21 protein-coding genes are annotated in these 20,157 nt (G+C 64.3%); 9 read left to right on the top strand and 12 right to left on the bottom strand.

Annotated elements, in window-relative coordinates; genetic code table 11:
* The first annotated feature begins 1 nt into the window (after position 1).
* Entirely contained in the window at positions 2-1,093 is a 1,092-nt protein-coding gene (locus GA645_RS03085) for an anhydro-N-acetylmuramic acid kinase (RefSeq protein ID WP_152219880.1), read from the top strand.
* 57 nt (positions 1,094-1,150) lie between these two features.
* Here the strand turns inward: GA645_RS03085 and erpA are convergent, their stop codons facing one another.
* From erpA to GA645_RS03070, 3 genes are all read right to left on the bottom strand, one after another.
* A complete protein-coding gene (gene erpA / locus GA645_RS03080; RefSeq protein WP_152219878.1) occupies positions 1,151-1,501 on the bottom strand; it encodes an iron-sulfur cluster insertion protein ErpA in 351 nt (116 codons plus the stop codon).
* Positions 1,502-1,636: 135 nt separating this feature from the next.
* The gene (argC, locus tag GA645_RS03075; protein ID WP_152219876.1) at positions 1,637-2,671 is read right to left on the bottom strand and encodes an N-acetyl-gamma-glutamyl-phosphate reductase; all 1,035 of its coding nucleotides are present in this window, start codon (positions 2,669-2,671) and stop codon (positions 1,637-1,639) included.
* Between the two features lie 83 nt (positions 2,672-2,754).
* Positions 2,755-4,128 (bottom strand): chloride channel protein, encoded by a 1,374-nt coding sequence (locus tag GA645_RS03070; RefSeq protein ID WP_372239796.1) that lies wholly within the window; start codon positions 4,126-4,128, stop codon positions 2,755-2,757.
* Positions 4,129-4,288: 160 nt separating this feature from the next.
* Between GA645_RS03070 and hemJ the strand changes: the two genes are divergently transcribed.
* The 4 genes from hemJ to GA645_RS03050 all read left to right on the top strand — a co-directional run bounded on the left by hemJ (position 4,289) and on the right by GA645_RS03050 (position 7,743).
* Positions 4,289-4,711, top strand: coding sequence for a protoporphyrinogen oxidase HemJ (gene hemJ, locus GA645_RS03065; protein WP_178119605.1), 423 nt, complete (start codon positions 4,289-4,291; stop codon positions 4,709-4,711).
* Positions 4,712-4,729: 18 nt separating this feature from the next.
* A complete protein-coding gene (locus tag GA645_RS03060) occupies positions 4,730-5,698 on the top strand; it encodes a nitronate monooxygenase family protein (RefSeq protein WP_152219872.1) in 969 nt (322 codons plus the stop codon).
* Positions 5,699-5,804: 106 nt separating this feature from the next.
* Positions 5,805-6,899: a DUF805 domain-containing protein gene (locus GA645_RS03055; protein ID WP_152219870.1), complete on the top strand. Its 1,095-nt coding sequence runs from the start codon at positions 5,805-5,807 to the stop codon at positions 6,897-6,899.
* Positions 6,900-6,954: 55 nt separating this feature from the next.
* Complete coding sequence (locus tag GA645_RS03050; protein ID WP_152219868.1) at positions 6,955-7,743, top strand: SDR family oxidoreductase; 789 nt, start codon at positions 6,955-6,957, stop codon at positions 7,741-7,743.
* 7 nt (positions 7,744-7,750) lie between these two features.
* Here the strand turns inward: GA645_RS03050 and GA645_RS03045 are convergent, their stop codons facing one another.
* Positions 7,751-9,232 carry an AAA family ATPase gene (locus GA645_RS03045; RefSeq protein WP_152219866.1) on the bottom strand — a complete coding sequence of 494 codons (1,482 nt, stop codon included), beginning with the start codon at positions 9,230-9,232 and terminating at the stop codon, positions 7,751-7,753.
* Positions 9,233-9,324: 92 nt separating this feature from the next.
* Between GA645_RS03045 and GA645_RS03040 the strand changes: the two genes are divergently transcribed.
* From GA645_RS03040 to GA645_RS03030, 3 genes are all read left to right on the top strand, one after another.
* Positions 9,325-9,663, top strand: a complete 339-nt coding sequence (locus GA645_RS03040; RefSeq protein WP_152219864.1) for a histidine triad nucleotide-binding protein — start codon at positions 9,325-9,327, stop codon at positions 9,661-9,663.
* Positions 9,664-9,760: 97 nt separating this feature from the next.
* Positions 9,761-10,408, top strand: coding sequence for a 2-polyprenyl-3-methyl-6-methoxy-1,4-benzoquinone monooxygenase (coq7, locus tag GA645_RS03035; protein WP_152219862.1), 648 nt, complete (start codon positions 9,761-9,763; stop codon positions 10,406-10,408).
* A 144-nt stretch (positions 10,409-10,552) separates the two neighbouring features.
* Positions 10,553-11,308: a carbonic anhydrase gene (locus GA645_RS03030; RefSeq protein WP_152219860.1), complete on the top strand. Its 756-nt coding sequence runs from the start codon at positions 10,553-10,555 to the stop codon at positions 11,306-11,308.
* Between the two features lie 57 nt (positions 11,309-11,365).
* Here the strand turns inward: GA645_RS03030 and speD are convergent, their stop codons facing one another.
* Together speD and GA645_RS03020 are read right to left on the bottom strand one after the other, a co-directional pair.
* Positions 11,366-12,160, bottom strand: a complete 795-nt coding sequence (gene speD / locus GA645_RS03025) for an adenosylmethionine decarboxylase (protein WP_152219858.1) — start codon at positions 12,158-12,160, stop codon at positions 11,366-11,368.
* Between the two features lie 221 nt (positions 12,161-12,381).
* Entirely contained in the window at positions 12,382-12,804 is a 423-nt protein-coding gene (locus GA645_RS03020) for an OsmC family protein (RefSeq protein WP_152219856.1), read from the bottom strand.
* Between the two features lie 378 nt (positions 12,805-13,182).
* On the opposite strand from GA645_RS03020, the gene crp reads away from it, so the two are divergent.
* The gene (gene crp, locus GA645_RS03015) at positions 13,183-13,830 is read left to right on the top strand and encodes a cAMP-activated global transcriptional regulator CRP (RefSeq protein WP_152219854.1); all 648 of its coding nucleotides are present in this window, start codon (positions 13,183-13,185) and stop codon (positions 13,828-13,830) included.
* A 59-nt stretch (positions 13,831-13,889) separates the two neighbouring features.
* On the opposite strand, the gene trpC is transcribed toward crp, so the two are convergent.
* From trpC to rpe, 6 genes are all read right to left on the bottom strand, one after another.
* Positions 13,890-14,726, bottom strand: a complete 837-nt coding sequence (gene trpC, locus GA645_RS03010; protein WP_152219852.1) for an indole-3-glycerol phosphate synthase TrpC — start codon at positions 14,724-14,726, stop codon at positions 13,890-13,892.
* Positions 14,723-15,772 (bottom strand): anthranilate phosphoribosyltransferase, encoded by a 1,050-nt coding sequence (gene trpD, locus GA645_RS03005; protein ID WP_152219850.1) that lies wholly within the window; start codon positions 15,770-15,772, stop codon positions 14,723-14,725. The genes trpC and trpD overlap by 4 nt, the downstream gene beginning before the upstream one ends.
* A complete protein-coding gene (locus GA645_RS03000; RefSeq protein WP_081520759.1) occupies positions 15,769-16,365 on the bottom strand; it encodes an aminodeoxychorismate/anthranilate synthase component II in 597 nt (198 codons plus the stop codon). The genes trpD and GA645_RS03000 overlap by 4 nt, the downstream gene beginning before the upstream one ends.
* Positions 16,366-16,790: 425 nt before the next feature.
* Entirely contained in the window at positions 16,791-18,284 is a 1,494-nt protein-coding gene (gene trpE / locus GA645_RS02995) for an anthranilate synthase component I (protein ID WP_152219848.1), read from the bottom strand.
* Positions 18,285-18,497: 213 nt separating this feature from the next.
* Entirely contained in the window at positions 18,498-19,316 is an 819-nt protein-coding gene (locus GA645_RS02990; RefSeq protein WP_152219846.1) for a phosphoglycolate phosphatase, read from the bottom strand.
* The gene (gene rpe / locus GA645_RS02985; protein WP_138212992.1) at positions 19,316-19,990 is read right to left on the bottom strand and encodes a ribulose-phosphate 3-epimerase; all 675 of its coding nucleotides are present in this window, start codon (positions 19,988-19,990) and stop codon (positions 19,316-19,318) included. The genes GA645_RS02990 and rpe overlap by 1 nt, the downstream gene beginning before the upstream one ends.
* Between the last annotated feature and the right edge of the window lie 167 nt (positions 19,991-20,157).

Below are 20,157 nucleotides of genomic sequence, written 5' to 3'. Positions count from 1 at the left end.
CATGCCGCTCTATCTGGGGGTGATGTCCGGCACCAGTCTCGACGGACTGGACATCGCCCTGATCGAGCAAGGCGAGCAGACTACCCTGCTCGCCTCCCACTATCTTCCGATGCCAGCGACGCTTCGCGCCGACCTCCTGGCACTCTGCTCCTCCGGTCCTGACGAAGTCGCCCGCTCCGCCCTTGCGGAAAACAGCTGGGTGCGCCTGGCGGCCCAAGGCATCAACGAACTCCTGGCCCGCGAAAATCTGGACGCCAGTGAGATTCGCGCCATCGGCAGCCACGGCCAGACCATCCGCCATGAGCCACACCTGGGCTTCACCGTACAGATCGGTAATCCAGCGCTGCTCGCCGAACTGACCGGCATCGATGTAATAGCCGACTTCCGACGCCGCGACGTCGCCGCTGGCGGCCAGGGCGCGCCGCTGGTTCCGGCCTTCCACCAGGCGCTGTTCGGCCGGGATAGCCGCGAATGCGCGATCCTCAATATCGGCGGATTCAGCAATGTGTCGCTATTGAGCCCCGGCAAGCCTGTTCGCGGATTCGACTGTGGTCCTGGCAATGTGTTGCTGGATGCCTGGATTCAGGAGCAGCGCGGCGAAGCCTATGACCGCGACGGCGCATGGGCAGCCAGCGGCAGTATCGACTCGACCTTTCTGCAGGAGATGCTGGCGAACGACTTCTTTGCCGCCAAGGGGCCGAAGAGCACTGGCCGCGAGCGCTTCAACCTGAACTGGCTGACCTCGATTCTGGCCAAGCACGGCCCGGTAAAGGCCGAAGACGTGCAGGCAACCCTGCTGGAGCTCACCACCCACAGCATCGCGGCTTCAGTGCTGGACGCGCAGCCCGGCTGCCAGGAAGTCGTGGTCTGTGGTGGCGGAGCCTTCAATACCACGTTGATGCAGCGCCTCGCCGTACATATGCCCGGCGCCAGCGTCATCAGCAGTCTCGATCGCGGCGTGCCGCCGGAATGGATGGAAGCCATGGCCTTTGCCTGGCTGGCCCATCGATTCCTGGAGCGCCTGCCGGGCAATTGCCCGGAGGTCACCGCTGCCCAGGGACTACGTATCCTCGGCGCGCTCTACCCTGCCTGAGCACGTTGCACAAACAAAAACGCCGCGCAATTGCGCGGCGTTTTCATAACTACGGCGTCAGATCGAGAAGGACTGGCCGCAACCACAGGTAGTCGCTGCGTTCGGGTTCTTGATGACGAACCGCGAACCTTCGAGGCCTTCCTGATAGTCCACTTCCGCACCGGCAAGGTACTGGAAGCTCATCGGATCGACCACGAGACTGACCCCGTCGCGCTCGACGATGGTGTCGTCGTCCGCGGTGTCTTCATCGAAGGTGAATCCGTACTGGAAGCCCGAGCAGCCACCGCCCGTGACGAACACCCGCAATTTCAGACGCGGATTGCCTTCTTCGTCGATCAGGTTCTTCACCTTGGTCGCAGCGCCGAGGGAAAACACCAGCGGAGTGGGGGTGAAGGTTTCGATGGTCATGGTGACAACTCTCCCGGCCGGAGCCGTACGTTACAACATTGCGGGCTATTATCCGCTTACCCCAGAAAAACGGTCAACTAATCCGACTCATCCATTGGTCCAGATCAATTGGCCGCATCCCGGGGCAGTCTGTCCTTACGGCAGCAACGCTACGTTGGACAGACCCATGTGCTCGTCCAGACCGAACAGGATGTTCATGTTCTGGATCGCCTGGCCGGATGCGCCCTTCACCAGGTTGTCGATGACCGACAGGATGACTACCAGGTCGCCACCCTGCGGACGGTGCACGGCGATGCGGCAAACGTTGGCGCCACGCACGCTGCGGGTTTCCGGATGGCTACCGGCCGGCATCACGTCGACGAACGGCTCGCTTGCATAGCGCTCTTCATAGAGCTTCTGCAGATCGACGCCACGGTCGGCCACGCGCGCATACAGGGTTGCGTGAATGCCACGGATCATCGGGGTCAGGTGTGGCACGAAGGTCAGGCCGACATCGCCTTTCGCGGCGCGGCGCAGGCCCTGGCTGATCTCCGGCAGGTGACGGTGTCCCTTGACCGAGTAGGCCATCATGCTCTCACCAGCCTCGCAGAACAGCGAGCCGACCTTGGCGCCACGACCGGCACCACTGACGCCGGACTTGCAGTCGGCAATCAGCTGGCTGGTGTCGGCCAGGCCGTTTTCCAGCAGCGGGATGAAGCCGAGCTGAGTGGCGGTCGGGTAGCAGCCGGGCACGGCGATCAGGCGCGCGGACTTGATGGCCTCGCGATTGACTTCCGGCAGGCCGTAGACGGCTTCGGGCAGCAATTCCGGCGCGCCATGGGGCTGGCCGTACCACTTGGCCCATTCCTCGGCATCCTGCAGGCGGAAGTCGGCGGACAGGTCGATCACCCGGGTGCCGGTCGCCAGCAGTTCGCCTGCCAGGGCGTGGGCTACGCCGTGCGGGGTGGCGAAGAACACCACGTCGCAGTCGCCCAGACGCTTCACGTCCGGCACGCTGAAGGCCAGGCCGTCATAGTGGCCTCGCAGGTTCGGGTACATATCGGCGACTTTCACGCCCTCCTCGGAACGCGAGGTAATCACCTCGACGCGCGCCTGGGGATGCTGTGCCAGCAGGCGCAGCAGTTCCACGCCCGTATAACCCGTACCGCCTACGATACCGACCTTGATCATCTGCCTGTCACTCCACCTATGGGGCCAAATTCAGGGGCGACCATGATATGAGCCGCTGCCCGGACTGAACAGAGCGAATATGCCTAGGTTTGGGACCCTTTGGTCGGCGTCAGGGTTTCCTGCATCTGCCGAGCCAGCGCGTGGTAGATGGGCAGCGGGTTCAGGCGCGCCGAAACGCCACTCGCCAGCAGCGTGGCGGCGAGGATGGGGATCATCATGTCCGGGCTGTGGGACATCTCGACGGTGATCACCGTCGCAGTCAGCGGGGTACGCGTTACACCGGCGAGGTAGGCGGACATTCCCAGCAATCCCACCGCAGAAAGGCTCGCGCCTGGGATCAGCGGCGTCAGCCAGGGCGCCAGGCTGGCGCCGACGGTGAGCGATGGCGAGAACAGGCCGCCGGGAATCCCGGCGATAAAGGAGATCACGTTGGCGATGAACTTCCACAGCAGGAAGTCATGCCCCACCACCGGCTGGCCTTCCAGGATCGAGCGGGTCTCCGCATAGCCGGTGCCGAACACATGCTGCCCCGAGAGCAGGCCGAGCAGCGCCAGCAGCAGGCCGCAGACAGCAGCGAAGCGAATCGGCCAGCGCCCGCGCCAGCGACTGATGAAGCTCAACGGGCCATGCCGGGTCGGCAGGACCAGCCGGCAGTAGAGGCCGCCGAGCAGTCCTCCGAGCAGACCGCAGGCCGCCACTGCGATCCAGGCCGGCCCCAGTGGCATGCTTTCGGAAAGCCGCCCGAAGTAGCTGTAGCTGCCCATCAGGCCGAGGGTCACCATGCCGCCCAGCAGCACCGCGGTGAGCACCAGCCCGCTGAAGCGCTGCTCGAAGGTACGGCTCATCTCTTCGATGGCGAATACCACGCCACCCAGTGGCGTATTGAAGGCCGCCGCGATTCCCGCCGCACCGCCGGCGATGATCAGCCCCGTGACCGTACGCTTGCCATACAGCCCCAGTCGGCGGCCGAAGGAATACATCAGCGCCGCGCCAATGTGCACGGTCGGCCCCTCGCGCCCTGCCGAGGCGCCCACCAGCAGCGCCAGCAAGGTCATGAGCAGCTTGCCCACGGCGATCCGCAGCGACAGCAAGGCATTGCGGGCGCGGCTGCTGCGCTGCTCCAGGGCAACTATCACCTGGGGAATACCGCTGCCGCGGGTGTTCTTCAGCGCCCCCTGGGTCAGCCACACCAGTCCTGCGAAGCCGACCGGACAGATCAGCCAGGGCCACCACTGACTGTGCGCAACCACCGCGCGGAATGTCGCGCTGGCCAGGTCCGCCAGGTGAGCGAAAGCCAGCGCCACCAGACCGATCAGCAGGGCGCCGACCCAGAAGGCCAGGCTGCGGCGCCACTGACGCAGGAGGGGATGCCGAGCCAGCGGTCGGCGTCGTGCCGTGCGAGGCGGAGCGGCAGAGGTGGGCGTGACGGAGCTCTCGGGCGGCGTCGGTTCGGACATGAGCAGCAGGCCAGGCATCTTCCGGATGCCATGCGGCATGCGCGGCAATGCGCCACGCACGGGAAAGGCAAGGACGCCCTCAGTGTAATAGAACCAGGGATGACGCCATTGAACCGCGCCACTACTATCGCCTCATCGCTGATTCGAGGACGTTCCGATGCTGTACCTGTGGCTCAAAGCCTTTCACATCATTGCAGTGGTCTGCTGGTTCGCCGGCCTCTTCTACCTGCCGCGACTGTTCGTTTACCACGCCATGAGCGAGGACGCCGCCAGCCGCGAGCGTTTCTGCGTGATGGAGCGCAAGCTGTATCGCGGCATCATGGGCCCATCGATGATCCTGACCATCGTCCTCGGCGCCTGGATGCTCTACCTCAACCCGGCCTGGCTGAGCCAGGGCTGGTTGCACGCCAAGCTCACCCTGGTGGTGTTGCTGATCGGCTACCACCACGCCTGCGGCGCCATGCTCAAGCGCTTCGCCCGTGGCGAGAACGGTCGCAGCCATGTGTTCTACCGTTGGTTCAACGAAGTACCGGTACTGTTCCTGCTCGCCATCGTCATTCTGGTGGTGATCAAGCCCTTCTGACCCGACAAGGAGACTGTCATGTCCCTGCCCGCCCTGCTCGACCGCCGCCTGCGCGTTCCCCTGGTGGCGGCACCGATGTTCCTGGTGTCCACCCCGCAACTGGTACTGGCCTGCTGCAAGGGCGGCATCGTCGGCAGCTTCCCGGCGCTGAACCAGCGCGAAAGCAGTGGGTTCAAGGCCTGGCTGGAGGAAATCGAGGCAGGCCTTGCCGGCGATCCCAAGGCAGCGCCCTATGCGGTGAACCTCATCGTCCACCACAGCAACCCGCGTCTGCAGGCGGACCTGGCACTTTGCGTGGAGCATCGCGTCCCCATCGTCATCACCAGCCTGGGCGCCGTGCGCGAAGTCGTGGACGCAGTGCACAGCTATGGCGGGCTGGTATTCCATGACGTCACCACCCGCCGCCACGCCGAGAAGGCCGCAGAAGCGGGAGTGGACGGCCTGATCGCGGTCGCTGCCGGCGCCGGCGGCCATGCCGGCACCTGGAGTCCCTTCGCACTGATCGCCGAGATCCGCCAGTTCTTCGACAAGACCCTGCTGCTGGCCGGCTGTATCAACCATGGCCACGAGATTCTGGCCGCCCAGGTGCTTGGCGCCGACCTCGCCTACCTCGGCACTCGCTTCATCGCCACGCGCGAGAGCAACGCCTCCACCGAGTACAAGCGGATGCTGCTCGAAGCGCGCGCCGCCGACATCATCCACACGCCCGCGGTGTCTGGCGTACCGGCCAGCTTCATGCGCCAGAGCCTGGAGGCCGCCGGCTTCGACCTGAAGCGCCTGACCGACAAGGCCGACATCAACTATGGTGAGAAGCTCAAACCGGTGAGCGACGAGGCCAAGGCCTGGAAGACTGTCTGGTCCGCCGGCCAGGGGGTCGGCAACATCCATGACCTGCCGTCGGTGGAGGAACTCATCGCGCGGCTCGACAACGAGTACCGCCAGGCCCTGACCCGCAGCACCTCGCTGCCGGGCCAACTGCTGGTCTGACCCGCGCCACCACTTGCCGATATGTGCGCCGAGGCCGCTTGTTGGCCTCAAGAGGCGCGATTACGCTGTATCGATCTCACCACAGCCAGCTGACAAGGATGCCCCAATGGACCAAGCCCGCTTCAAGATCGTATTCGACGGCGCGCTGATGCCGCAGACGCCGCTGGAGACCGCCAAGGAGAACCTCGCCCGCCTGTTCAAGAGCGACACGTCGAAGATTGACGCGCTGTTCAGCGGCAAGCCGGTGGTGCTCAAGCGCGACCTCTCGGACGACGAGGCCGATAAATACCTCCGCGCCCTGCATGGCGCGGGCGCCAACGCTCGCAAGGAAGCAGAAGAACAGGCCGTCGGTCTGAGCCTGGTCGAAACCGACGACCACCCCAGCGAAGCGACGCTCGCCAGCCGCGCCCCGGTCGAAGCGCTCCGCGACGAGCAGATGACCTGCCCCAAGTGCGGGCAGGTGCAACCCAAGGCCAGTGACTGCAGCGCGTGCGGCATCATCATCGAGAAATACCTCGCCCGACAGACCGACATGGCCGCCAGCGTGGCTGCACCCAGCGCCGGCGCATCGACAGCTTCCCCCTATGCGCCGCCACAGGCCCGTGTGGGTGACGAGCTGCCGGAATTCGGCGAGCTCAAGCCCTTCACCAGCGAAGGCCGCATCGGCCGGGTGCGCTACCTGGCCTGGAGCATGGCGCTGTTCCTGGTCGCCATTCCGATCTTCCTGCTGGTGGCCGGTGCCTTCGCGATCTCCCAGACGCTGGGCATGCTGCTGGCGGCTGTCGTGTTCGTCGCCTATGCAATCGTCGGCGTCATGATGGGCATCCAGCGCCTGCACGATCTCGGCTGGTCGGGATGGCTGATGCTGCTCAACATCGTCCCGGTGGTTAACAGCGTGTTCCCCCTGCTGATGATGCTGATTCCTGGCAACGACGGCGCCAACCGTTACGGCCCGCCGCCGCCGCCCAACAGCCGCGGCGCGGTGGCTCTGGCCTGGAGCATGGTGATCGTTCCAGTGGTAGTCGGTATCCTTGCCGCCATCGCGATTCCCAGTTACCAGCAGTACGTCGAGCGCGCCAACGCAGCCCAGTACCAGCAGGCTGCGCCGGCTGCCACAGCCCCGGCCGCGCCATCGGACGAGTTCAACAGCGGCGACACCGAAGGCGCCGACTCCGACGACAGCGGCAGCACCGATCAGTAATGCAACAACCCGTGGCGGGCGTGGTCGAACGCCACCCCGTCACAGAGACCTTTGAATGCCTCGTTTTGCCCTCATTACCGGCGCCTCCAGCGGCATCGGCCTGGCGTTGGCCGAAGCCCTCGCCCGGCGCGGCCAGGCGCTGATCCTGGTCGCCCGCCAGCGCGATGCACTGGACAGCATTGCCTGCGAGCTGTCGCAACGCTTCGGCGTCGAGGTACTGTTCCGTGTCTGCGATCTCTCCGAGCCGCTGCAGATATCCGGTCTGCTGCATGAGCTGGAACAAAGCGGGCGACAGATCGAGCTGCTGGTGAACAACGCCGGCATCGGCACCTCCGGCGCCTTCATGGACCACGACTGGTCCACGGAGCAGGAACTGCTGGAGCTCAACGTCCTCGCCCTGGTGCGCCTGTGCCACGGTATCGGCGCCATGATGGAGCGCAGCGGCGGCGGGCGGATTCTCAACGTTGCCTCCATGGCCGGCTTGCTGCCGGGCCCCTGGATGAGCAGCTACTACGCGAGCAAGGCCTTCGTACTGCACTTCTCCGAAGGCCTGCGTGAAGAGCTGAAAAAGCGCGGCATCAAGGTCTCGGTGCTCTGCCCGGGCCCCACCCGCACCGCCTTCTACCGCAATGCCGACATGCGCCTGGGCAAGGTCGGCAACGACAAGCGGATCATGTCGCCCGAGCAGGTCGCCTTCCTCACGGTGAATGCCCTGCGGCGTGCACCCGCCATCATCATTCCCGGCTGGCGCAATCGCCTGTACGCCTATGGCGTACGGCTGCTGCCGCGCTGGATCATGCGCAAGCTGGCCGGTCGCCTCAACCGCATGGCATTGGCCAGCTGAGCCACAGTCAGTCGGCCCGCACCGTGCGGCCGTCGGCCCATTTGCGCAGCTCGGCCAGCTCCTCGGCCATCACCACCGACAGCGGCGCCGTCCGCCGGATCTCCTCCAGCAGCAACGGCTGATCCACCGACTTGTGGCGCGCCTGGGCGGCGTAGAAGGCGCCGACCACGGCCTGCTCGATCTCCGCGCCGGAAAAGCCCCCGGCGGTATCGGCCAGCGCGCCCAGCTCGAACTGCGTGACGTCCAGCTCGCGGCGCGCCAGATGGATGCGGAAGATGTCCATGCGCACCTCGCGATCCGGCAGATCGACGAAGAACAGCTCATCGAAGCGGCCCTTGCGCACCAGCTCCGGCGGCAGGCGATCGATGGCATTGGCGGTGGCGACCATGAACACCGGAGCCTTGCGCTCGGCCATCCAGGTCAGCAGGGTGCCGAGCACACGCTGGCTGACCCCATTATCCTGGTCGCCAGTGGCCACGCCCTTCTCGATCTCGTCCGCCCAGAGCACGCAAGGCGCCATGCTGTCGGCCAGGCGCAGCGCCTCACGCAGATTGCGTTCGGTCTCGCCGAAATACTTGTTGTACAGGCTGCCGAAGTCCAGGCGCAGCAACGGCAGTCCCCAGAGACCGGCAACCGCCTTGGCCGCCAGGCTCTTGCCGCCGCCCTGCACACCGACCAGCAGCACACCCTTGGGCAGATCCTTGTCCTTGCCGTCGGAGAAGGCACCCTGTCGTTCGCCGAGCCAACGCTTGAGGTTCGCCAGCCCGCCGACCTCGGCGAAGCGTGCGGTGTCATGCTCGAAGCTGAGCACGCCGTCCAGGTTGAGCAGCTCGAACTTGGTGCGGTTGAGCTCCGGCAGGTCTTCCTGGGTGATCGCACCATCGTTGCAGATCACGCCACGCGCCAGCGAGCGAGCCTCACCATGGGTCAGGCCACGCAGGTTCTTCACCACCTGGCGCAGCGTGCGATTGTCCGTGCGCACCCGTGCTCCGCTGTTGCGTTCGCTCCAACGCGTGGCTTCCTCGCGGACAATACCGACCAACTCGTCTTCGGAAGGCAGCGACAGCGCGAAGCGCGCGGCAAAACGCTGGACTTCCGCCGGCAGTTTCAGCGCGTAGGACACCAGAATCACCGTGGGCTTGAACGTTCCCTCGGCCATCGCGACTTCCTTGAGCAGGCGAACCACTCGAGGATTGTCAGTGAGGTAGGGATGCAGGTCGCAGAGCACGTAGAGCGTCGGCTGCGGGTCGGCCTTGATCAACTTCAGCGCGGTTTCCGCCTCGCGACTGTCGCCCTCGCCCTGAGGCTCGCCACCAAAACCCAGGCGCTGAAGACCCTCGGTCGCCGACCAGAGCCGCAGGTCGAGCCCGCGGCGCACCGCAAGACCGGTCAGGGTTTCCAGTACCCGGGGCTCGTCCCAGGATTCGATCACGATCAGCTTGACCCTGGAATCGAGCACCAGGCCCAGGTCATGGATATCGTTCTGCACGCTGTCTCCTTGCGAATGCCGCCCCAGGCCTGGGCGGTGCGGATCACGGCCGCTAAACTCCTGTTCCACCCAACCAGATCGGAGGAACGTCCGTGGACTGTTTGTTCTGCAAGATCGTCGCCGGGGAGATTCCCGCGCGCAAGCTTTATGAAGATGACCAGGTGATCGCCTTCCACGACATCGGCCCGCAGGCGCCGGTGCACTTCCTGGTGGTCCCCAAGAGGCACATCGCCACCCTCAACGACCTGCAGGAAGCCGACAAGCCGCTGGCCGGCCATATCCTCTTCACCGCTCAGCGCCTGGCGAAGGAACTGGCTTGCGACGAAGGCTTCCGCGTGGTGATGAATTGCAACGACCTGGGAGGGCAGACCGTGCATCACATCCACATGCACGTGCTCGGCCAGCGCCAGATGCACTGGCCGCCGGGCTGACAGCCGGCCACCAGGACTCTTTGCGCGCACCACGGCAAGACCTGTCATCCGCCATCCGGTAAACTGGCGGACGAATGTTCTTTCCGACAGGTGCGCCATGTCCGCCGACCGTCACTACTCCCCCGCCGACCGCTTCCTGCTGCAGGCCGATGCGGCCTTGCGCACCCTGCTGCCGTTCAGTGGCCACCCGGGACGCCCGTCACCCGCCATCGTCCAGCCCGACGCCGAGCTGAGTGAAACCGACGCCCGTCATGTCGCCGGCCTGATGCGCATCAACCATACCGGCGAGGTCTGCGCCCAGGCGCTGTACCAGGGCCAGGCGCTGACCGCCAAGCTGCCGAAAGTGCGCAAGGCTATGGAAGCCGCCGCCGACGAGGAAGTCGACCACCTGGCATGGTGCGAGCAACGCATTCGCGAGCTGGGCAGCCGGCCGAGCCTGCTCAATCCGCTGTTCTACGGCCTGTCGTTCAGCGTCGGCGCCGCCGCCGGCCTGATCAGCGACCGCGTCAGCCTCGGTTTCGTCGCCGCCACCGAGGACCAGGTGTGCAAGCACCTCGACGAGCACCTGACCGAGATTCCCGCCGAGGACCAGAAGTCCCGCGCCATCCTCGAACAGATGCGGTCCGATGAGCAGCACCACGCCACCAGCGCTATCGAAGCCGGCGGCCTGCGCTTCCCGGCACCGGTGAAGTTCGGCATGACCCTGCTGTCGAAGGTGATGACCAAGTCCACCTACCGGATCTGAGTGTTCCTCCGGGCGGCGCTCCGCCACCACTCGGACGGCCTTTTCCTTTGCGCACGGGAAGTTTTCCTAAGCCGTTTCCCCCACCTTCCGCGCCGCTCGTACCCCATGGATGCTGCTCCGGCCTTTTCCCGAACCGGAGTTTCCATGCGCCTCATCACTCGCCTTTCCTTCCTGCTCACCCCGCTTTGCCTGACGCTTGCCACCGCCCACGCCGCCGACGCCCACTGGTCGTACAGCGGTGACCAGGGGCCGGCGCATTGGGGCGAACTGGGCAGCGCGCTGTGCGCCAGCGGCACACAGCAATCGCCGATCGACATCGAGACATCGCAAGCGCGGATGCACAAGATCAGCGGCACGGACCTGAAGCTGCACTATGGCAAGCAGCCGCTGAAGCTGATCAACAACGGCCATACAGTCCAGGCCGCAGTAGCCGACGGTGACTCGCTGACGTTCAAGGGCGATGAGTACCGGCTACTCCAGTTCCATTTCCATACTCCCAGCGAGCATCAGTTCAATCACCAGGCGTATCCGATGGAAATGCACCTGGTGAACCAGGACAAGGATGGGCACGTGCTGGTGCTCGGCCTGATGATCAAGGAAGGCCGGGCGAACCCGGAGTTGGCGAGCCTGTTGAAGAAGCTGCCGAAGGAAGAAGGCAAGGAAACCGAACTGCCCGCCAAGTCCGCACCCAACTTGGCCAGGCTGGTGCCCAGCGCCAGCCATCACCTCTTCTATAACGGCTCGCTGACCACTCCGCCGTGCACCGAGGGCGTGCAGTGGGTGCTGGTCGAGCAGCCGATAGAGCTGTCCAGGGCTCAGATCGATGCCTTCAAGCATCTGTTCCCGGACAATCATCGTCCGACACAAACAGCCACCGGCCGCGAGGTGGACAAGGACTGATATCCGCGCCATGAAAAAGGGCGCCCACAGGCGCCCTTTTTCATCGTACGTCGGGAATCAGCGGGCCATGTTGCGGCCGTAGAAGATCTCCAGCATCTCGTGACGCACACGCTCTTCCACCTGCTGGCGCTGCTCGGGCGACAGGCTGCGGGTCGCATCGCCGAACAGGTAATTGTCCAGGTCGAACTCCTTGAGCAGCATCTTGGTGTGGAACATGTTCTCCTGGTACACGTTCACGTCGGTCATCTGGTAGGCCTGGTACGTGTCGTCGGAGAGATAGTTCTGGATCGAGTTGATCTCGTGGTCGATGAAGTGCTTCTTGCCTTCCACGTCACGGGTGAAGCCGCGCACGCGGTAATCCACGGTGACGATGTCCGAGTCGAACTGGTGGATCAGGTAGTTGAGCGCCTTCAGCGGCGAGATCACACCACAGGTGGACACATCGATGTCCACACGGAAGGTCGCGATGCCTTCCACCGGATGGATCTCCGGATAGGTGTGCACGGTGATATGGCTCTTGTCGAGGTGCGCCAGGATGGTTTCCGGTAGCGGCCCCGGGGACTCCTCGATCTGGCTGTCGGTCGGGGTGACCGGCTGCTCGGAGATCAGGATGGTTACGCTGGCGCCTTGCGGGTCGTAGTCCTGACGGGCGATGTTCAGGATGTTTGCGCCAATGATGTCGACAACATCGGTGAGGATCTGCGTGAGACGTTCGGCATCGTACTCTTCGTCGATGTACTGCACGTAGGCCTGCTGGTCTTCAGGCGTCTCGGCATAGCAGATGTCATAGATGTTGAAGCTCAAGGTCTTCGTCAGGTTGTTGAACCCGTGGAGCTTGAGTTTGCTTTTCACCGTGGGAACTCTCTTCAATACGGCTCTGCCGCGTGGTTGAGCATGCCCGTCAGATGCGTACGGCGGCACCTGCGTAGGACGGTTTACACCTCTTCGCGATGGCGATTGTGGTTGCTTGGTTTCGGGCGGGGGCCCGGAAAAAAGGTGGCGCATTATGCAGAGGTCAAGCGACCTCTGCCACAGTTTACGCACCCTTGATGATGAAAGGATGAAGCTCGCTGTCAGCCCAGTTCGACGATCTCGTAGTCGTGGGTGATCTCGACGCCGGCGCGGCCCAGCATGATCGAGGCGGAGCAGTACTTCTCGGCGGACAGCTCGACCGCGCGCTTGACCTGCGCTTCCTTCAGACCGCGGCCCTTGACCACGAAGTGTACGTGGATCTTGGTGAACACCTTCGGATCTTCGCTGGCGCGCTCGGCTTCGAGGAAGGCTTCACAGCTTTCCACCGGCTGGCGGCCCTTCTTCAGGATGCTGACCACGTCGAAGTTGGTGCAGCCGCCCAGGCCGAGCAGGAGCATCTCCATCGGACGCACGCCCAGGTTACGGCCACCGGCATCTGGCGGGCCGTCCATCACCACGACGTGGCCGCTGCCGGACTCACCGAGAAACATCGCTTCGCCAGCCCACTGGATTCGCGCTTTCATTGAGAAGAACTCCGCCGAAAAAAGGGGCGTCAGCTTATCACAGCCCTTTCCACCGCCCAGGGGAGCCGCCGGCTGTTAGCTGTGTCGCAATTCGGCAAGGACCACAGTCATTTATTACTTAAGCTGACGCCATTTTACTGGCACACTCTCGGAAATTGTCCCGACGAATGTTCCGGTTTTCCCATTGTTGGTAACACGTCGTCTGTTAATCTCTTGCCCGATTACGTACAGGCAAGTTATTGCACCAAGGGGCAATCTTGCCGCTCTGGGGATCGAGGGGGATCCAGCCAGGGATATGCGGCGCCATTCGTACTGAATAAAAAATCATTAGACGCCTGTTGTGCAAAGGCCACTCTTTTTACTTTCCGGGACTCGGGCATGGTAGCTATTACCCTCACACCCAAAATCAAGAACCTCGACAAGTTGCTTGCGCACTGTCACCGCCGCCGCTTCACTGCCAAGAGCACCATCATCTACGCTGGCGACCGCTGCGAGAGCCTGTTCTTCATCATCAAGGGCTCGGTAACCGTTCTGATCGAGGACGACGATGGCCGCGAGATGATCATCGGTTATCTCAACACCGGCGATTTCTTCGGAGAGATGGGGCTCTTCGAGAAGGAAGGCAGCACAGGCCAGGAGCGCAGCGCCTGGATCCGCGCCAAGACCGAGTGCGAAGTTGCCGAAATCAGCTACGCCAAGTTCCGCGAGTTGAGCCAGCAGGACCCGGAGATCCTCTTCACCCTCGGCAGCCAGATGGCCGATCGCTTGCGCAAGACCACCCGCAAGGTCGGCGACCTGGCCTTCCTTGACGTGACCGGCCGTGTCGCCCGCACCCTGCTGGACCTGTGCCAACAGCCGGACGCCATGACCCACCCGGACGGCATGCAGATCAAGATCACCCGCCAGGAAATCGGTCGCATCGTCGGCTGCTCCCGCGAGATGGTCGGTCGCGTGCTCAAGAGCCTGGAAGAACAGGGTCTGGTGCATGTGAGGGGCAAGACCATGGTGGTCTTCGGCACGCGCTGAGATTCCCGTGGATGCATAAAAGCCGGCAATCGCCGGCTTTTTTGTGTCCACAGAAAGGCTCAGTCCGGATCGACGCCCAGCTTGACCTTGCTCTGCTCGGGGAAAAACAGGCGCTTGAGCTCGGTGCCCGGCTCCTCGGCGCGCATGAAGGCCTCGCCCACCAGGAAGCCGAATACATCGCTGACTTCCATCAGCTCGACGTCAGCGCGGTTGAGGATGCCGCTCTCGGTGATCACCATGCGGTCGCGCGGGATTTCCGGCAGCAGGTCGAGGGTGGTTTCCAGGCTCACCTCGAAGGTGTGCAGATTGCGGTTGTTGATGCCCACCAGCGGAGTGTCGAGGGTCTTCAGCGCACGCTCCAGTTCCGGGGCGTCGTGCACTTCCACCAGCACGTCCAGACCAACGTCCTTGGCCACCGAGGCGAGCTCGGCCATGCGCACGTCATCCAGCGCCGAGACGATCAGCAGGATGCAGTCGGCGCCGATGGCGCGGGCTTCCACCACCTGGTACGGGTCGATCAGGAAATCCTTGCGGATCACCGGCAGCTTGCAGGCGGAGCGGGCCGCCTTCAGGTAGGCATCGCTACCGAGGAAGAAGTCGATGTCGGTGAGCACGGACAGGCAGGCGGCGCCGCCTTCTTCGTAGCTGCGGGCGATGTCGGCGGGGTCGAAGTTCTCACGCAGGATGCCCTTGCTCGGCGAAGCCTTCTTCACCTCGGCGATCACCGCCGGCTCGCGACGCTTGGCGCGATCGAGCAGGGCCTTGGCGAATCCACGCGGTGCATCGGCGGCACGCGCCAGCTGCTCCAGCTCGGCGATGCTTACGCGGGTACGGCGTTCGGCGACTTCTTCGGCCTTGCGGGCCAGGATCTTCTGCAGAACCGTCGGCACACTCACTGTGCGTTCTCCTCTCGGTAAACGGCGGTGAAGGCCGCCAACTCTTCCATCTTCTCCCGCGCCAGCCCCGTGTGCAGGGCGTCGTGGGCCAATTGCATGCCTTCGTGCAGGCTGGTGGCGAGGTCAGCCGCATAGAGCGCGGCGCCGGCGTTGAGCACGATCAACTCGGCGGCCTTCTGCCCGGCTTCGGTCTTGCGCCGGCCAAGGGCATCGCGGATCAGCTCCAGCGACTGCTGTGGGCTGTCCACGGTCAGGCCGATCAGGCTCTGGCTCTTGATGCCGAAGTCTTCCGGCTGCACTTCGTATTCGGTTACCACACCGTCTTTCAGTTCGGCAACATGGGTCGGCGCGGCCAGGCTGAACTCGTCCAGGCCATCGCGCGAATGCACCACCAGGATGTGCTCGCTGCCCAGGCGCTTGAGCACCTCGGCCAGCGGGCGGCACAGCGCCTGGCTGAACACGCCGACCACCTGGTGCTTCACGCCAGCCGGGTTGGTCAGCGGGCCGAGCATGTTGAACAGGGTACGCAGGCCCAGCTCGCGGCGCGGTGCGGCGGCGTGCTTCATGGCCTTGTGATGGACCTGGGCGAACATGAAGCCCACGCCCACGGTCTCGATGCAGCGCTTCACCTGGATCGGCTTGAGGTCCAGGTAGATGCCGGCGGCTTCCAGCAGGTCGGCGCTGCCGCTCTTGCCGGAGACCGCACGGTTACCGTGTTTGGCGACCTTGCCACCAGCAGCGGCAACCACGAAGGCCGCCGCCGAGGACACGTTGAAGATGTTGGCGCCATCGCCACCGGTGCCGACCACGTCGACCACGTGCTTGAGGCTGTCCAGCTCGACCTGGTCGGCCAGCTCGCGCATCACCGCCACGGCGCCGACGATCTCGTCGATGGTCTCGCTCTTCATGCGCATGCCCATGAGGAAGGCGCCGATCTGTGCGTCGGTGCACTGCCCGGTCATGATCTCGCGCATGACGTCCTGCATTTCCTCGGTGGTCAGGTCCAGCTGGTTGACCACGCGGCTGAGGGCTTCCTTGATGTTCATGCGCGCACTCCGCCGGTCTGCTTGAGGAAGTTGGCCAGCATCTCGTGGCCCTGCTCGGAAAGGATCGACTCGGGGTGGAACTGCACGCCCTCGACGTTCAGCGTCTTGTGGCGCAGGCCCATGATCTCGTCGACCGAGCCGTCTTCCAGCGCCGTCCAGGCGGTGATCTCCAGGCAGTCGGGCAGCGTCTCGCGCTTGACCACCAGGGAGTGGTAGCGGGTCTGGGTCAGCGGGTTGTTCAGGCCGGCGAAGACGCCCTGGTCCTTGTGGAACACCGGGCTGACCTTGCCGTGCATGACCTGGCGGGCGCGTACCACGTCACCGCCGAAGGCCTGGCCGATGGACTGGTGGCCCAGGCACACTCCCAGCAGCGGCAGCTTGCCGGCGAAGCGCTCGATGACTTCCAGGGAAACACCCGCCTCGTTCGGCGTGCACGGGCCGGGGGAGAGGACGATGCGTTCGGGATTGAGCGCGGCGATCTCGTCGACGCTCAGTTCGTCATTGCGAATGACGTGGATGTCGGCCTTCAACTCGGCGAAGTACTGCACCAGGTTGTAGGTAAAGGAATCGTAGTTATCGATCATCAGCAGCATGTCTGCTCGAACCTCATGATTGCACTGCTTTCGGATCGCGCCATCGTCGACACCCGTTGCGGCCTCGCAGGCTGCGCGAATCTGGCAATTATGCCAGCGGATGGAAGAAATGAACGCGTAAGAAGAGACCGGCGCTATGCCGGGAAAGAAGGAATCAGGCGCGCCAGCGCCAACGGGCGAATGCCTTGAGGAGGGAGGTGATGATGCGGCTGCGGTGGATCACGGTTGCGGTCTCGCCTAGCGATGGCCGAAACAGTAGCCCAAGGCCGGGCGCCAACGCAATACGCACGGCGCCCCTGCCGACGATTCGGTGGTACAGACGGCCTCTGTGCGGACTCTTTACTGGTAGGAGCGAGCAAGCTCGCTCCTACGAAGAGCCAATAAAAAAGCCCCGCCAAAGCGGGGCTTTTCATCGAGCCGGAAACTCAGTCGCGGCCATGCACCTTGGCGGTGTGTTCGGCCAGCGCCACCGCGCGGAACATCGCGCGGCGCTTGTTGATGGTTTCTTCCCACTCCGCCGCCGGCACCGAGTCGGCGACGATGCCGCCGCCAGCCTGCACGTGGAGTTCGCCGTTCTTGATCACCGCAGTGCGGATGGCGATGGCGGTGTCCATGTTGCCGTTCCAGGCCAGGTAGCCCACGGCGCCGCCGTAGACACCACGCTTGACCGGTTCCAGCTCGTCGATGATTTCCATGGCACGGATCTTCGGCGCGCCGGACAGGGTGCCGGCCGGCAGGATGGCGCGCAGCGCGTCCATCGCGCTCATGCCGTCCTTCAGCTGGCCGTTCACGTTGGAGACGATGTGCATCACGTTGGAGTAGCGCTCGATCACCATCTGCTCGGTGACCTTCACGCTGCCGGTCTGCGATACGCGGCCGACGTCATTGCGACCCAGGTCGATGAGCATCAGGTGCTCGGCGATTTCCTTGGCGTCGGACAGCAGGTCTTCTTCCAGCGCGCGGTCGGCTTCCTCGGTCGCACCACGCGGGCGGGTGCCGGCGATGGGGCGCACGGTGACTTCGCCGTCCTCGACGCGTACCAGCACTTCCGGCGAACTGCCGACGACGTGGAAGTCGCCGAAGTTGAAGAAGTACATGTAGGGCGTCGGGTTGAAGCAGCGCAGCGCGCGGTACAGGTCGATCGGTGCGGCTTCGAAGTCGATGGACATGCGCTGCGACGGTACGACCTGCATGCAGTCGCCAGCGAGGATGTATTCCTTGATGGTGCCGACGGCGCGCTCATAGTCCTCGCGGGTGAAGCTGGCGCGGAACTGAGGCTCCGGCGCGTTCACAGCGCTGAAGTCCAGGCCGCGGCGCGGGGTGATCGGCTGGCGCAGGCGCTCCAGCAGTTCTTCCAGCTGGTCCAGGCCCTGGTCGTAGGCGTCGGCCTGCGCCGGGTCGGCGAGGACGATGGCGTGCATCTTGCCGGCGAGGTTGTCGAACACGACCACCGCGTCGGAGACCATCAGCAGGATGTCCGGGTTATTCAGCGGATCGGGGTTCGGGCACTGCGCCAGGCGCTGCTCGACGTAGCGCACGCAGTCATAGCCGAAGTAACCGACCAGGCCGCCATTGAAGCGCGGCAGGCCAGCGATGGTCGGCACGCGGTAGCGCTCCTTGAACTCCTCGACGAAGGCCAGCGGATCGGCACATTCGAAGCTCTCGGTCTCGACGCCATCGACCTTGATGCTCGCCTGGTGGCCGTACACCCGCAGCACGGTGCGGCTGGGCAGGCCGATGATGGAGTAGCGCCCCCACTTCTCGCCGCCCTGCACGGATTCGAGCAGGTAGGTGTTGGGGCCGTCGGCCAGCTTCAGGTAGATCGACAGCGGGGTGTCGAAGTCGGCAAGGGTTTCGCAGGTCAGCGGAATGCGGTTGTAGCCTTCGGCGGCCAGGCGCTGGAATTCTTCGCGGGTCATGATCAGCCTCGTGGAATAAGAGCCTGTTTAGGATCTCGCGAGCTAGAGCGGAACAAGGCGAAATCGCTTGAGAGAGCGGAGTTTACACGCAGTAAATGAGCATCTCGAAAGCGATTTCAACGCAGTGCCGCCGACGCGCAGCAGATAGTAAACGGGCTCTGAGGGGGTAACGGACTTGGGTGCACACACGCCGGGCGTACCGGCCAAAGGATGTCAGGCGCGCCAGCGCCAGCGGGCCAGGGCCTTGATGACTTTCATCCAGAGTGTGTGGGGAGCCGTTTCCACGGTGCTGTCTCGCTGAGCGGGAGTTGAAGCGGAGTCGGGCAACACTATCGCTTTGCCCGAGTCGAAGCAAGGCAGCAGATGGCGCAGGTCGTCGAGCACCAGCGTCGGGGTTTCCTCGGCGATGGGGCGGCCGTGGTTGTAGCCGTAGCTCAGGCCCACGCTGCGCACGCCGGCGGCCTTGGCCGCGAGGATGTCGTTGCGCGAGTCACCGACGAACAGTGCCTGTTCTGCCGACACACCGGCCATCTTCATCACGAACAGCAGCGCGGCCGGGTCGGGCTTCTGCTGTGGCAGGGTGTCGCCACCGATGATCCAGCGGAAGAACTTGCCTAGCTTCATCTCGTCCAGCAGCGGGCCGACGAAGCGCTCGGGCTTGTTGGTGATCAGCGCCAGCTCGACGCCGCGCTTCTTCAGCCACTTCAGGGTCTCGATCACGCCGGGATAGACCACGGTCAGCGCGTGGCTGTCGGCGTAGGCGTCCATGAACAGTTCGAGAGCGCGCTCGGTGTCTTCCTCGCTGACTCCATCGTGTTCGATATCATTGGCCAGGGCACGGCGCACCAGCACGCGGGCACCGTTGCCGACCCAGTGGCGCACCGCGTCCAGGCCGGCCGGCTGACGCCCGAGCGCCAGCAACATCGTGTCCACCGCGGCGGCGAGATCGGGAACCGAATCCACCAGGGTGCCGTCCAGGTCGAACATCACCAGACGCGGCAGCCCGGCGAACGGCAGTTGCGCAGCGCTCATCACTTGCGCGCCTGCGCCAGCTCAGCGTGCATGGCGCGGATGACCTCGGCGTAGTCCGGTGCGTTGAAGATCGCCGAGCCGGCGACGAAGGTGTCGGCGCCCGCAGCGGCGATCTCGCGGATGTTCTTCACGTTCACCCCGCCATCGATCTCCAGACGGATGTCGCGGCCGGAGGCGTCGATCAATGCACGGGCCTCGCGCAGCTTGTCGAGGGTTCCGGGGATGAATTTCTGCCCGCCAAAGCCGGGGTTCACGCTCATCAGCAGGACCATGTCGATCTTGTCCATCACATACTTGAGCGCGTCCAGCGAGGTGGCCGGGTTGAACACCAGGCCGGCCTTGCAACCGCCGTCCTTGATCAGTTGCAGGGAGCGGTCGATGTGCTGCGAGGCTTCCGGGTGGAAGGTGATGTAGGTGGCGCCGGCCTCGATGAAGTCGCCGATGATGCGGTCCACCGGGGAGACCATCAGGTGCACGTCGATGGGAGCGGTGACGCCGTACTTGCGCAGGGCCGTGCAGACCATCGGGCCGATCGTGAGGTTCGGCACATAGTGGTTGTCCATCACGTCGAAGTGAACGATGTCGGCGCCGGCAGCGAGCACCTTGTCCACATCCTCACCCAGGCGGGCGAAGTCGGCGGAGAGGATCGACGGAGCGATGGCGTAGGGTTGCATGGCGCACCTCTGTGGGCAAAATCACGGATGGCGCGCATTGTAGCCGCTCGGGCGGCTCGAAGGGGATTGGACCGATGGCCGATACCGGAAGTGCGGGAGGAGCGGAAAAAAAATCGCGGATCGATCCCGCCGCCGTGGGTGAGCATGGCGACGGAACCGTCCGCGAA

It is taken from the genome of Pseudomonas sp. SCB32 (assembly GCF_009189165.1).
Lineage (GTDB): Bacteria > Pseudomonadota > Gammaproteobacteria > Pseudomonadales > Pseudomonadaceae > Pseudomonas.
Note: the sequence above shows the minus strand (reverse complement) of the source record. Positions and strands in the feature narration are given on the sequence as shown.

Coding starts and splice junctions, on each gene's coding strand:
- GA645_RS03085 (WP_152219880.1), top strand. CDS start 2: ATGCCGCTCTATCTGGGGGTGATGTCCGGCACCAGTCTCGACGGACTG.
- erpA (WP_152219878.1), bottom strand. CDS start 1,501: ATGACCATCGAAACCTTCACCCCCACTCCGCTGGTGTTTTCCCTCGGC.
- argC (WP_152219876.1), bottom strand. CDS start 2,671: ATGATCAAGGTCGGTATCGTAGGCGGTACGGGTTATACGGGCGTGGAA.
- GA645_RS03070 (WP_372239796.1), bottom strand. CDS start 4,128: ATGTCCGAACCGACGCCGCCCGAGAGCTCCGTCACGCCCACCTCTGCC.
- GA645_RS03060 (WP_152219872.1), top strand. CDS start 4,730: ATGTCCCTGCCCGCCCTGCTCGACCGCCGCCTGCGCGTTCCCCTGGTG.
- GA645_RS03055 (WP_152219870.1), top strand. CDS start 5,805: ATGGACCAAGCCCGCTTCAAGATCGTATTCGACGGCGCGCTGATGCCG.
- GA645_RS03050 (WP_152219868.1), top strand. CDS start 6,955: ATGCCTCGTTTTGCCCTCATTACCGGCGCCTCCAGCGGCATCGGCCTG.
- coq7 (WP_152219862.1), top strand. CDS start 9,761: ATGTCCGCCGACCGTCACTACTCCCCCGCCGACCGCTTCCTGCTGCAG.
- GA645_RS03030 (WP_152219860.1), top strand. CDS start 10,553: ATGCGCCTCATCACTCGCCTTTCCTTCCTGCTCACCCCGCTTTGCCTG.
- GA645_RS03020 (WP_152219856.1), bottom strand. CDS start 12,804: ATGAAAGCGCGAATCCAGTGGGCTGGCGAAGCGATGTTTCTCGGTGAG.
- crp (WP_152219854.1), top strand. CDS start 13,183: ATGGTAGCTATTACCCTCACACCCAAAATCAAGAACCTCGACAAGTTG.
- trpD (WP_152219850.1), bottom strand. CDS start 15,772: ATGAACATCAAGGAAGCCCTCAGCCGCGTGGTCAACCAGCTGGACCTG.
- GA645_RS03000 (WP_081520759.1), bottom strand. CDS start 16,365: ATGCTGCTGATGATCGATAACTACGATTCCTTTACCTACAACCTGGTG.
- trpE (WP_152219848.1), bottom strand. CDS start 18,284: ATGACCCGCGAAGAATTCCAGCGCCTGGCCGCCGAAGGCTACAACCGC.
- GA645_RS02990 (WP_152219846.1), bottom strand. CDS start 19,316: ATGAGCGCTGCGCAACTGCCGTTCGCCGGGCTGCCGCGTCTGGTGATG.
- rpe (WP_138212992.1), bottom strand. CDS start 19,990: ATGCAACCCTACGCCATCGCTCCGTCGATCCTCTCCGCCGACTTCGCC.